This is a genomic window from Duganella fentianensis (assembly GCF_964031615.1).
In the GTDB taxonomy this organism is placed as follows: domain Bacteria; phylum Pseudomonadota; class Gammaproteobacteria; order Burkholderiales; family Burkholderiaceae_D; genus Rugamonas; species Rugamonas fentianensis_A.
Genome location: NZ_CAXIQN010000022.1, coordinates 303,026 through 315,964, shown reverse-complemented (window position 1 = coordinate 315,964; position 12,939 = coordinate 303,026). Strand labels below are relative to the sequence as shown.

9 protein-coding genes are annotated in these 12,939 nt (G+C 59.6%); 1 reads left to right on the top strand and 8 read right to left on the bottom strand.

Translation table 11 applies throughout. From position 1 onward, the window contains the following. The first annotated feature begins 56 nt into the window (after positions 1-56). A complete protein-coding gene (locus ABNT42_RS18525) occupies positions 57-1,820 on the top strand; it encodes an allantoate amidohydrolase (protein ID WP_348699445.1) in 1,764 nt (587 codons plus the stop codon). Between the two features lie 56 nt (positions 1,821-1,876). On the opposite strand, the gene ABNT42_RS18520 is transcribed toward ABNT42_RS18525, so the two are convergent. The 8 genes from ABNT42_RS18520 to ABNT42_RS18485 form a co-directional block, all read right to left on the bottom strand. Next, positions 1,877-3,112 carry a Zn-dependent hydrolase gene (locus ABNT42_RS18520; protein ID WP_348699443.1) on the bottom strand — a complete coding sequence of 412 codons (1,236 nt, stop codon included), beginning with the start codon at positions 3,110-3,112 and terminating at the stop codon, positions 1,877-1,879. 18 nt (positions 3,113-3,130) lie between these two features. Beyond that, the gene (hydA, locus tag ABNT42_RS18515; protein ID WP_348699441.1) at positions 3,131-4,525 is read right to left on the bottom strand and encodes a dihydropyrimidinase; all 1,395 of its coding nucleotides are present in this window, start codon (positions 4,523-4,525) and stop codon (positions 3,131-3,133) included. A gap of 16 nt (positions 4,526-4,541) precedes the next feature. After that, a complete protein-coding gene (locus ABNT42_RS18510) occupies positions 4,542-6,023 on the bottom strand; it encodes an NCS1 family nucleobase:cation symporter-1 (protein ID WP_348699439.1) in 1,482 nt (493 codons plus the stop codon). 81 nt (positions 6,024-6,104) lie between these two features. Further along, the gene (gene preA, locus ABNT42_RS18505; protein WP_348699437.1) at positions 6,105-7,397 is read right to left on the bottom strand and encodes an NAD-dependent dihydropyrimidine dehydrogenase subunit PreA; all 1,293 of its coding nucleotides are present in this window, start codon (positions 7,395-7,397) and stop codon (positions 6,105-6,107) included. After that, on the bottom strand, positions 7,397-8,770 hold the full coding sequence (locus ABNT42_RS18500; RefSeq protein ID WP_348699435.1) for an NAD(P)-dependent oxidoreductase: 1,374 nt from the start codon (positions 8,768-8,770) through the stop codon (positions 7,397-7,399). Before ABNT42_RS18500 ends, preA begins: the two co-directional genes overlap by 1 nt. A 14-nt stretch (positions 8,771-8,784) precedes the next feature. Continuing rightward, positions 8,785-10,287 carry a CoA-acylating methylmalonate-semialdehyde dehydrogenase gene (locus ABNT42_RS18495; RefSeq protein ID WP_348699434.1) on the bottom strand — a complete coding sequence of 501 codons (1,503 nt, stop codon included), beginning with the start codon at positions 10,285-10,287 and terminating at the stop codon, positions 8,785-8,787. A 31-nt stretch (positions 10,288-10,318) separates the two neighbouring features. Beyond that, positions 10,319-11,434 carry an alanine dehydrogenase gene (gene ald / locus ABNT42_RS18490; protein WP_348699431.1) on the bottom strand — a complete coding sequence of 372 codons (1,116 nt, stop codon included), beginning with the start codon at positions 11,432-11,434 and terminating at the stop codon, positions 10,319-10,321. Between the two features lie 30 nt (positions 11,435-11,464). Beyond that, positions 11,465-12,781 carry an aspartate aminotransferase family protein gene (locus ABNT42_RS18485; protein ID WP_348699429.1) on the bottom strand — a complete coding sequence of 439 codons (1,317 nt, stop codon included), beginning with the start codon at positions 12,779-12,781 and terminating at the stop codon, positions 11,465-11,467. Positions 12,782-12,939 lie beyond the last annotated feature (158 nt).

Genomic DNA, 12,939 nt, shown 5'->3' with positions numbered 1-12,939 from the left:
TAAACTCTAGGCAGGTACGCATATACCGGCGCAGCAAGGAAAGGCTACACTAGGCTATGACCACACTCTCCGAACTGAATAGCTGCGATACCGCCAGCTTTATCGAGCGCCTGCGCGGCATTTACGAACACTCGCCGTGGATACCGGAACGGGCCGCTGCTGCGCGCCCGTTCGCCAGCATCACGGCGCTCAAGCAGGCCTTGCAGACTGTCGTCAGCAACGCCACGCTGGACGAACAACTAGGCCTGATCCGCGCCCACCCCGAACTGGCGGGCAAGGCGGCCATCAGCGGCCAGCTGACAGCCGAATCGACCCATGAACAGGCAAAATCTGGCCTGCACCTGTGCAGCGCCGAAGAATTCACCACCCTGCATCAGCTCAATGCCGATTACAACGCCCGCTTCGGCTTCCCCTTCATCCTCGCCGTCAAAGGGCCGGATGGGCAGGGGCTGACGCGGCGCGCGATTATTGCCACCTTCAGCCGCCGTCTGAAGAACCAGCGAGCCGACGAAATCGCCGAGTGCCTGCGCCAGATTAAGCGCATCGCCGAATTACGCATCAACGACCTGCTAAGTGTTTCGCTAGCCTTCGGCCCGCAGATCATGCAGTGGAGCGAACAGATAGGCGCCATCAGCGACGCCGACAACAGCGGCGACAAGGACTTCGACCTCACCTGCGCCTACCTGACGCCAGCGCATCGGCAGACCGCCGCACAGTTGCTGGCATGGATGCAGCAAGCCGGCATGGAAGCGCACATCGATGCGGTCGGCAATGTAGTGGGTGTGTACCGAGCCGCCGACGCTAGCGCACCTACACTGATGACGGGCTCGCACTACGACACGGTGCGCAATGGCGGCAAGTACGATGGCCGGCTGGGTATCCTGCTGCCCATCGCTGTAGTACAGCATCTGCACCAGCGCGGCGAGCGCCTGCCCTACCACCTTGAAGTGGTGGGTTTTGCGGAAGAGGAAGGCGTGCGCTTCCGCAGCACCTTCCTCGGCAGTAATGCCATCACGGGGCGCTTCGATCCGGCCTTGCTGGATCAGACTGATACCGATGGCGTGACCATGCGCGACGCCATCCTTGCCGCTGGCCACGATGTGCATGCTATCGCCGCTATAGCACGCGATCCGGCCAAGCTGCTGGCGTTTGTGGAAGTGCATATCGAACAGGGCCCCGTGCTGCTGGAACATGATCTGCCGCTAGGCGTCGTTACTGCCATTGCCGGTAGCTCGCGCTATCTGGTCGAGCTGACGGGACTGGCCAGCCATGCCGGCACCACGCCTATGAATATGCGCAAGGACGCAGCCGCTGCAGCCGCTGAAATCGTGCTGCTGGTGGAGCAGCGCTGCACGCAGGCGCTGGCACTGGTAGGAACTGTGGGACAGTTGCAGGTGCCGGGCGGTTCCGTCAATGTGGTCCCCGGTACCTGTCGTCTGTCACTGGATATCCGTGCGGCTGACGATGCCGTGCGGCTGGCCGCTGTCAACGATATCAAGCAGGGCATCGCGCGCATCTGTGCCGAGCGCCAGATCGAATTCACGCTGGAGTCTATTGTTGATGTAGCAGCCGTACCTTGTGCACCGCGCCTGATGCGCCAACTAGGCGCTGCGGTGGAACGCGCGGGCTTGCCACGCTTCGATCTGCTATCGGGTGCCGGACATGACGCCATGGCCATGGCGGCGATTACCGATGTGGCCATGCTGTTCACGCGCTGCGGCAACGGCGGCATCAGCCACAATCCGCTGGAAACCATGACAGCCGATGATGCCGAACTGGCAGCGCAGGTACTGCTGGATTTCCTGCGCAATTATCAGTAATCCCTCCAGCCGCTGACCCGCATCACTGCGGGCAGCGGCGCGCTATTGAGGCCACGCTAAACCACGCCCGCCCGCTCCAGCATGGCGTGCAGCAGCACGTTGCAGCCAGCCTCCAGATGCTCGGCTTTGGCATCCTCGATTTCGTTATGACTGATGCCGTCCTTGCACGGCACGAAGATCATGCCCGAGGGGGCCAGCCGCGCCGTATAAATCGCATCATGGCCGGCGCCGGACACCACATCCATCGTCGAGTAGCCCAGCTTGGCCGTGGCCTTGCGCACGGCATCCACGCAGTCGGGATGGAACGGGCAAGGCGGATAGTAGGACACCCGTTCGATGGAAATCTCCAATCCCGTTTCCTTGCGGGTCTGCTCGATAAACGCCAGCATTTCCTCGTGCATGGTGTTGAGCAGTTCATCGTTCACATTCCGCAAATCGATACTGAACTTCACCTCACCCGGTATCACATTGCGGCTGTTGGGGAATACCTGCACCATGCCCACCGTGCCACGACCATACGGCGGATAGCGGTCGGCGATCGCCACTACCTGCTGCATGATGCGCGTAGCCACCTGTAACGCATCCTTGCGCAAGCCCATAGGCGTAGGCCCTGCGTGCGCTTCCATGCCTTTCACCACACAGTCGTACCACGACAGTCCCATCACGGCAGGCACTACGCCGATCACCTTATCGGCATCTTCCAGCACGGGGCCTTGTTCGATATGGGTTTCGAAGTAAGCGCCGATAGGGTGGTCGCCCGGCACCTGATCGCCCTTGTAGCCGATGCGCGCCAGTTCCTCGCCCACGCTCTTGCCTTCCGTATCGCGCGCAGCATACGCGGTCTCCAGCGTGAAGGCACCGCAGAATACGCCGGAGCCCATCATCACGGGCACGAAGCGCGAACCTTCTTCATTGGTCCAGAATGCCACTTCTACTGGTGCTTCCGTGCGGATGTTCAGATCATTCAGCGTACGCACTACTTCCAGCCCTGCCAGCACGCCATAGTTGCCATCGAATTTACCGCCGGTCGGCTGGGTGTCGATATGGCTGCCCGTCATCACGGGCGGCAGCGCGTTATTCATGCCGTCGCGGCGCATGAACACATTGCCGATCTGGTCTACCGTGACTGACATACCTGCCTCGCGGCCCCAGCGCACCACAAGGTCGCGCCCCTGCTTGTCCAGATCCGTCAGCGCCAGACGTTTTACGCCGCCCTTGGCGGTAGCGCCGATCTGCGCCAGTTCCATCAGCGAGTCCCACAGGCGCTGACCATCAATCCGCATTTCACTCATTGTTCTACTCCTTCACCATCAGCGTGCCGAAGCAGCTTTAAACGCGGGACGGTCGATATGACGCCCTGCCCCTTCCACAGCCATCAGCGTGCCGTTCTGGAACACCACCTTGCCCGCCGCAACCGTCGTGCTGGGAATACCACGCACCGTGCGGCCCTCAAACACATTGAAGCCACCCTTGGCGTACTGGGTCTTGGCAGAAATGGTACGGGTGCCTTCCGGATCCCACACCACTACGTCGGCATCGGCACCGGCGGCAATCACGCCCTTGCGCGGATACATATTGAAAATCTGCGCTGCGTTGGTCGAGGTCACTTTGACGAACTCGGATGGCGTCAGCAGACCGGCATTCACACCGGCATCCCACACCACCGACATGCGGTCTTCCACCCCGCCGCAGCCGTTCGGTATCTTGGTAAAGTCATCCTTGCCCGCCGCCTTCTGCGCTGCGCAGAAAGTGCAGTGATCGGTCGCCGTGGTGTGCAGATTACCACCCTGCAGCCCCTGCCACAGCGCCGTCTGGTGCTGCTTGCTGCGGAACGGTGGGCTCATCACATGGCCGGCGGCGAATTCCAGATCAGGGCTCTGGTACACACTATCGTCGATCACCAGATGTCCTGCCAGCGCCTCACCATACACGCGCTGGCCGTGGGCGCGCGCACGGGTGATGGCTTCCAGCGATTCGGCGCACGATACGTGCACGATGTACACGGGCGTATTGAGCACATTGGCAATCGCGATAGCGCGATTGGCTGCTTCCGCTTCCACCGCCGGTGGGCGCGACAGCGGGTGCGAGCTCGGCCCCGTCAGTCCTTGCTTGAGCAGATCCTGCTGCAACTGGTACACCAGTTCGCCGTTCTCCGCGTGTACGGTTGGTATCGCGCCCAGTTCCAGCGAACGGCGGAAACTCTTCACCAGCGTTTCGTCGTCGGCCATGATGGCGTTTTTGTAGGCCATGAAGTGCTTGAAGCTGTTCACGCCGTGCTGGTTCACCAGCGTGCCCATATCACGGTGCACGCTGTCGTCCCACCACGTAATCGCCACGTGGAAGGTGTAGTCGCCGGCTGCCTTCTGCGCCCAGCCGCGCCACTGGCGATAAGCCTCGATGAGATTCTGCTGCGGTGCCGGAATGACGAAATCCATGATGGTGGTAGTGCCGCCCGCCAGACCTGCCGCAGTACCCGTGTAGAAGTCGTCCTGCGTCACCGTGCCCATGAAGGGCAGATTCATGTGGGTGTGGGTATCTATCCCGCCCGGCATCACATACTGGCCACCAGCGTCGATGATGGTGGCACCGGCAGGCGCCGCCAGATTTTCGGCTACGGCGACAATCTTGTCGCCATCGCACAGTACATCGGCGCGGAACACCCGGTCGGCATTCACGACCGTACCACCGCGTATCAGAATAGTCATCGAGGTCTCCGTTATTTTACGGGCGGGCTACCTGTGCAGCAGGCAGCGCCTTACCCTTCATCATGACGCCATACACCACGGCCGAAATGGCGATGCCGACAAACCATGCATAGGTGTAGAGCGTTCTAAAAATCGGCGCAACATCGGGGAAAGCAGCAGGGAATGCTGCATTCATGAAGCCCGGAATATTCGGCAGCACACCGATCACGAAAGCCACCAGCGCTGTCATGTTCCAGCCACTGCCATACGAATACTTACCATCTTCGCGGTACAGTTCCGGCACATCGAGTTCCGTCTTGCGCACCATGTAGTAGTCGATAATCAGAATGCCGGCGATAGGCCCCAGCAAAGCCGAATAGCCGATCAACCAGGTGAAGATATAGCCCTGCGTCGATTCCAGTATCTTCCACGGCATCATCAGGATGGCGATGCCGGCCGTGATGTAGCCGCCGATCTTGTACGAGATCTGCTTGGGTGCCAGCGAAGAAAAGTCATACGCGGGGCCAACCAGATTGGCAGCCAGATTCACTGATACGGTATCGATCAACAGAATCAGCAGCGCGACCAGTACGGCCACACCCGTCATGCGGCTAGACAGATCAACCGGATCCCAGATCGCTTTGCCGTACAGGACCACGGTGGCCGAAGTCACGATCACGGCCATCATGGCCAGCAGGCCCATAGGCACCGGCAGGCCCACCGACTGACCGATGACCTGATCGCGCTGCGATTTGGCGAAGCGGGTAAAGTCGGGAATGTTCAGTGCCAGCGTGGCCCAGAAGCCCACCATGGCTGTCAGCGACGGCCAGAACACAGCCCAGAACTGGCCAGCCTTCTTGCCACCTTCAACGAATTGCGAAGGTGCCGACAGCAGATCGCCAAAGCCGCCCGCCTTGCTATACACCCAGCCCAGCAACACGAAGCAGATCAGTATCTTCAGCGGCGCCGTGTAGGTCTCCAGTTTGCGGATCGACTCCATGCCGTGCACGATGTACCAGAACTGGATGGCCCAGAACACGAGGAAGCACAGCAACTGCCCGCCATTGATGCCGAGCCCCGCAATCGCTGCGCCGCCGAACTCGCCACCCAGCATCACACCGAGCAGGGTGTAGATCATCTGGCCACCGAACCACGTCTGGATACCGTACCAGCCGCAAGCCACAATGGCGCGCATCAGCGCAGGCAGTTTAGCGCCGCCTGTACCGAACGACGCACGCGCCAGCACCGCATACGGAATACCATACTTGGTACCGGCATGACCGATCAGTAGCATGGGCAGCAGCACAATGGCGTTGGCCAGAAACACCGTGAGCACGGCCTGATAGCCGGACATGCCACCTTCAATCAGACTGGCCGACAGCGTATAGGCTGGTATGCACATCACCATCCCTACCCACAGGGCGGAGAAGTGATACCAGCGCCAGGTACGTTGCGCTGCCGACGTCGGCGCCAGATCTTCATTCCACAGTTGCGTACTACCAGTTTGTATTTCGCTCACGGGGCACTCTCCAGAAAATTGAACTATACGCCAACGTTGCAAGTTTCGTACCTAACTTACTGCTCTGTGTCGCCACCGTTGCTATGCTGTTTCGGTTGCCTTGACGGCCTCCGCGCGCGGGTTGCGCGGGTCCTGCGTCCAGTTCATATAAGGCTTGCCTGTGTTCTGCGGCACCATCGTGATGCAGCCCTGCACCGGACAGGTGATCTCGCACAGATTACAGCCCACGCATTCCTCTTTGTTGACCTCATAGGTGCGCACGCCGGCGGCGTCAATCAGCTGATTGATCGACTGGTGCGAAGTATCTTCGCAGGCCACGTAGCAGCGGCCGCACTTGATACAGTCATCCTGATTGATCTGGGCGATGACCTGATAGTTCATGTTCAGGTATTTCCAGTCCGTGGTATTCGGCACGGCCTTGCCAACGAAATCATTCAGGCTGGTATAGCCTTTTTCATCCATCCAGCGTGACAGGCCATCCTTCATCTGCTCGACAATGCGGAAGCCATGCAGCATCGCGGCCGTGCAGACCTGCACGCAGCCGGCACCAAGCGCCATGAACTCGGCCGCATCGCGCCAGTTGCTGATGCCGCCGATGCCGGAGATAGGAATGCCACGCGTAGCCGGATCGCGCGCAATCTCCGCTACCATGTTCAGCGCGATAGGCTTCACCGCCGAACCACAGTAACCGCCGTGCGTACTGGCGCCGCCCACAATAGGGAAAGCCACCATCTGATCGAGATCGAGATGGGTGATGGAATTGATGGTGTTGATCAGCGAAACCGCATCGGCACCACCCGCTTTGGCAGCACGCGCCGGCGCACGGATGTCGGTGATGTTCGGCGTGAGCTTGACGATCACCGGCAGCTTGCTGTGCGTCTTGCACCAGCGCGTTACCATCTCCACATATTCAGGCACCTGCCCTACTGCGGCGCCCATGCCACGCTCCGGCATACCGTGCGGGCAGCCAAAATTCAGTTCGATGCCATCAGCACCGGTGGCTTCGACTTTCGGCAGTATCTCGGCCCACAGTTTTTCTTCGCATGGCAGCATCAGCGAAACGATGATCACGCGATCCGGCCAGTCCTTCTTCACCTGCGTGATTTCCTGCAGATTGACTTCCAGCGGACGGTCGGTAATCAGCTCGATATTGTTAAAGCCGATCACCTCGCGGTTCTTGCCGTAGTGCGCAGAATAGCGCGATGAAACGTTGACGGCAGCAGGATCTTCGCCCAGCGTCTTCCACACCACGCCGCCCCAGCCGGCCTCGAAAGCGCGTACCACGTTGTAGGCTTTGTCCGTGGGCGGCGCCGAAGCGAGCCAGAACGGATTGATCGATTTGATGCCGCAGAATTCTATGCTCAGGTCAGCCATTATTGGGCCTCCGCTTTCAGTGCGTTGATATCTTGATCAATGGCGATGGCCGCCAGTTTGCCGTGCTGCACCGCCTGCACAGTCAGATCCTGACCGGGCGCCACACAGTCGCCGCCAGCGTAGATACGCGGCAGCACTGTGCGGAACTGAGCGTCGACATGGATTTTGTCACCGTCGCGTTTCAGCGTTTTCGCCAGTGGATCACTGATGCTCGTTTCATCCATGCTCTGACCGATAGCTTTGAAGATAGCGTCTGCCGCAATCTCGAAAGTCTCGCCGGTACCCGCCAGACGGCCATTCACCATGGCAGTTTTTTCAAAGCGCATGCCGCGCACACGGCCTGCATCATCGAGCAGCACCTGTTGCGGCTGCGCCCACGTGCGCATGCGTACCTGATTTTCCTTGGCGATGTGCTGCTCGTGTTCGGTGGCGCTCATCGCCTCGAAACCACGGCGATACACCAGCGTGACTTCTTCGGCACCGAGGCGCTGGATCTGCACGGCCATATCGATGGCGGTGTTACCGGCACCGATCACAATGGCGCGCGCAGGCACGGGCAGGCTGCTCAGATCATCGGTCTGACGCAGTGCCGCGATATATTCCACGGCGGCCAGCAGGCCCGGTGCGTCTTCGCCCGTCAGACCCAGTTGTTTGCTGGCGCCCAGACCGAGGCCAAGGAATACCGCGTCATACTGGGCATGCAGGTCTTTCAGTTGCAGATTGCCGCCCAGCGTCTGACCGTGACGGATTTCGATGCCGCCTATCTGCAGCAGGAACTCCACTTCCTTCTGCGCGAAGTTATCCGTCAGCTTGTACTTGGCGATGCCGTACTCGTTGAGGCCACCGGATTTTTCTTTGGCTTCGTACACCACCACATCATTGCCCAGCATTGCCAGACGGTGCGCGCACGACAGGCCAGCAGGTCCCGCACCGACTACGGCGATCTTCTTGCCCGTGCTGGCAGCACGCTGAAACGGATGCTCACCGAACGACATGTTATCGATGGCATAGCGCTGCAGCAGGCCGATTTTGACGGGCTGGCCTTCTGCATCATGGTTACGCACGCAGCTATCTTCACAGAGAATTTCGGTGGGACAGACACGGGCGCAACTACCACCGAGTATGTTTTGCTGCAGGATGCCTGCCGCTGCACCATTCACATTGCCGTCATGGATATTGCGGATGAAGGCCGCTACATCAATCTCCGAAGGACAGATGCGCGAGCATGGCGCATCGTAGCAATACAGACAGCGCGCGCTTTCAATTGCCGCCTGTCGCTCGTTGAGTGCAGGCGCCAGATCGGTGAAGTGTTTCGCCAATGATTCATTGGCTTCCTTGGGATGCGGTATGTATTTGAGAGATTCGATCATCATGGTTTCCGTGAGATTTATTTCATCTGTGGGAATGCAAATTCTGCGCCAGCGCTCGCCGTATTGGGCCAGCGCTGCATCACCGCTTTGTGCCGCGTGTAGAAGCGCACACCTTCAGGGCCGTAAGCGTGGTGATCGCCAAACAGGCTACGCTTCCAGCCACCAAAACTATTGAATGCCATCGGTACTGGCAGCGGCACATTCACGCCCACCATGCCGACCTGAATCTGGCGCACGAACTCGCGTGCCACACCGCCATCGCGCGTGTAGATAGCCACGCCGTTGCCGTACTCGTTACGGTTGATCAGCTCTACTGCCGTCCCCACATCCGGTGCGCGCAGCATGCACAGCACAGGGCCGAAAATTTCTTCCTTGTAGATCGTCATATCGGGCGTGACATGGTCGAACAAAGTGCCGCCCACAAAGAAGCCGTTCTCGCGTCCGGGCACCACGTAATTACGGCCATCCACCACCAGCTTGGCGCCCTGCTCTACGCCTTCACTAATCAGGCGTTCGATGCGCTGCTTGGCAGCGCTCGATACTACCGGCCCCATTTCGGCATCGGCTGCCATACCATCGCGCACTTTCAGTGCAGCGGTGCGCTTAGCCAGTGCATCGACAATCTTGTCGCCCGCATCGCCTACGGCCACCACCACCGAAATGGCCATGCAGCGTTCACCAGCCGAACCATAGGCCGCGCCCATCAGCGCATCGACCGTCATTTCCATATCCGCATCCGGCATCACTACCATGTGATTCTTGGCACCACCCAGTGCCTGCACACGCTTGCCGCTAGCACTACCGCGTGCATAGATGTATTCGGCAATCGGCGTAGAGCCGACGAAGCTCACAGCCTGCACTACCGGATGATCGAGCAGCGCATCCACCGTCACCTTATCGCCCTGCACCACATTGAATACGCCATCTGGCAGGCCAGCTTCCTTGAGCAGTTTGGCGTGCAGCAGCGAAGGCGAAGGATCACGTTCGGAAGGCTTGAGCACAAAGGTGTTACCACAAGCGATAGCCACGGGGAACATCCACATCGGCACCATCACGGGGAAGTTGAACGGCGTGATGCCGGCCACCACACCGAGTGCCTGCCGCATCGACCATGCATCGATGCCGCGCGAAATCTGATCGGTGAATTCGCCTTTCAGCATCTGCGGTATGCCGACAGCGAATTCCACCATCTCGATACCGCGCGCGACTTCACCCTGCGCATCGGCAAAGGTCTTGCCATGTTCGCGCGTCAGCATGGTCGCAAATTCGTCGGTATGCTGCTGGCACAGTTGCAGGTATTTGAACAGCACGCGCGCACGCGTCAGCGGCGGCGTGGACGACCATGACGGGAAGGCCGCTTCCGCTGCACGCACGGCAGCATCCACTTCGTCCGTCGTACCCAGAGCCACTCTGGCTACCGGTTGCCCCAGCGCGGGGTTGAACACGTCCGCATAGCGGCCGCTTTGCGTATCGACTGCCACGCCGTTGATGTAATGGGTAATCGTATCCAGAGTGCTCATAGGGTTCTCTCGCTAATTTCTCTCTATGCGTTTAGCCCAGCAGGCTGTCCGCGTCAACGTAGGGATAGCCCAGACCATGCGCCACTGCTTCATAAGTGACATGGCCCAGACAGACATTCAAACCATTTTTCAGATGCGGGTTGGCTTTGAGTGCTTTCTGCCAGCCCTTATCCGCCAGTGCCACCGCGTGCGAAATGGTGGCGTTATTCAATGCAAAGGTAGAGGTGCGTGCCACGGCGCCCGGCATATTCGCCACGCAGTAGTGCACCACGCCATCCACCACAAATGTCGGCTTCTCGTGGGTCGTGGCATGCGAGGTTTCAAAGCAGCCGCCCTGATCGATCGCGACGTCCACCACCACCGCACCGGACTTCATGCGGGCGATCATTTCCTTGGTCACCAGCTTGGGTGCTGCAGCACCGGGCACCAGCACACCACCGATCACCAGATCCGCATCGAGCACCGCCTGTTCGATGGTGTGGGCGTTCGAGTACAGCGTGCTGATACGGTTGCCGTACACCAGATCGAGCTGGCGCAGTCGGTCCACATTCTTATCAAGGATGGTCACGCGGGCGCCTATGCCCACCGCCATCTGCAGCGCATTGGTGCCGACCACACCGGCACCAATAATCACCACATGGCCCGCCGCCACACCGGGCACGCCGCCCAGCAGCAAGCCCATGCCACCTTTGGATTTTTCCAGATGGGCAGCGCCAGCCTGTATCGACATCCGTCCGGCCACTTCGCTCATCGGCGCCAGCAGCGGCAGGCCGCCGTTCGGCCCCGTGATGGTTTCGTAGGCGATGCAGACGGCACCGGACTCCACCAGCGCCTTGGTCTGCTCGGGGTCGGGCGCGAGGTGCAGATAGGTGTACAGAATCTGCCCCTTGCGCAGCATGGCGCATTCTTCCGGCTGCGGCTCCTTCACTTTGACGATCATCTCGGCGCGGGCAAAAATTTCGCCCGCCGTCTCGACGATGCTGGCTCCGGCACCTTCATACATGGCGTCGGTCAGACCGATAGCCGCGCCGGCATTTTTCTGTACCAGAACCTGATGACCACGCAATACGAGCTCCTTCACGCTGGCCGGCGTAAGGCCAACACGGGACTCCTGGTTTTTGATCTCTTTTGGGACACCTACCAGCATGCTGTTCTCCTTGTGTGACTGGCTGTGCTGCTACGCCAGATTTTTGAGGACCGTCGTGAGTTTTCCAAACAGTTCATCGATATGTTTTTTCTCCAGAATCAGAGGTGGCGACAGAGCGATGATGTCGCCGGTGGTACGAATCAGGATGCCGTCAGCAAAGGCCTGCTTGAAGGCGGCGAAGGCGCGCGCACCGGGCTTGCCGGGGATCGGTGCCAGCTCGATACCGGCAATCAGACCGATGGTGCGGATGTCGATCACATGCGGCAGGCCTTTGAGCGAGTGCACGGCATCGGCCCAGTAGTCGGCCAGACCGGCTGCGTTCTCGAGGATCTTCTGTTCCTTGAACACTTGCAGCGTAGCCAGCGAAGCGGCGCAGGCCACCGGATGGCCGGAATAGGTATAGCCGTGGAACAGTTCGATGCCGGCCGGCGCATCCATGAAGGCATCGTGGATGTATTTTTTGGTGAACACGGCACCCATCGGTATCACGCCATTGGTCAGGCCTTTGGCGGTGGTCATCATGTCCGGTTCCACATCGAAGTAGTCGGACGCGAACGGCGTGGTGAGGCGGCCGAAGCCGGTAATCACTTCATCGAAGATCAGCAGGATGCCGTGCTTGGTGCACAGTTCGCGCAGACGTTTCAGATAACCCTTAGGCGGAATCAGCACGCCGGTGGAACCGGCGACCGGCTCCACAATCACGGCAGCGATGGTGGATGCATCATGCAGCGCGACGATGCGTTCCAGTTCATCGGCCAGTTCGGTGCCGTATTCTGGTTCGCCACGGGTGTAGGCATTCTTTTCAAGGTTGTGGGTATGCGGCAGGTGATCGACACCGGGCAGCATTACGCCATACGGCTTACGGTTACCGGCGATACCGCCGACCGAAATACCGCCGAAGCCCACGCCATGGTAGCCGCGCTCGCGGCCGATGAAGCGTGTGCGGCTGGCTTCACCACGGGCCTTGTGATAGGCCAGCGCAATCTTCAGCGCCGTATCAACCGACTCGGAACCGGAGTTGGTGTAGAACACATGGCCGAAGCGGTGGTTGGTGTAGTCCATCAGCTGTTCGGCCAGATCGAAGGCAGCCGGATGGCCCATCTGGAAGGTGGGGGCAAAGTCCAGCTGCCCCACCATCTCGCGCACGGCCGCCACAATCTTCGGCTGGGCGTGACCGCACGGTACGCACCACAGACCGGCCGTACCATCGAGGATACTGTTGCCATCCACATCCTTGTAGTACATGCCCTGCGCCGACACCAGCAGCCGCGGATGGGCCTTGAAGTCGCGGTTGTTGGTAAATGGCATCCAGAAGGATGCCATCGATGCTGGTCTGGACTCGTTCATGCTCATCTCCTGTTGTACGGCTGGCGTTCGAAACGGGGCTTTTTGACAAACCGTAAAAAAATTTACCAGTTGGCAAAATGATGATGCAATAATAGACAGCGCGACAATGATGGCACAGATACACAAATATCAAATCTGTCCAACCGTACAGGTAGCAA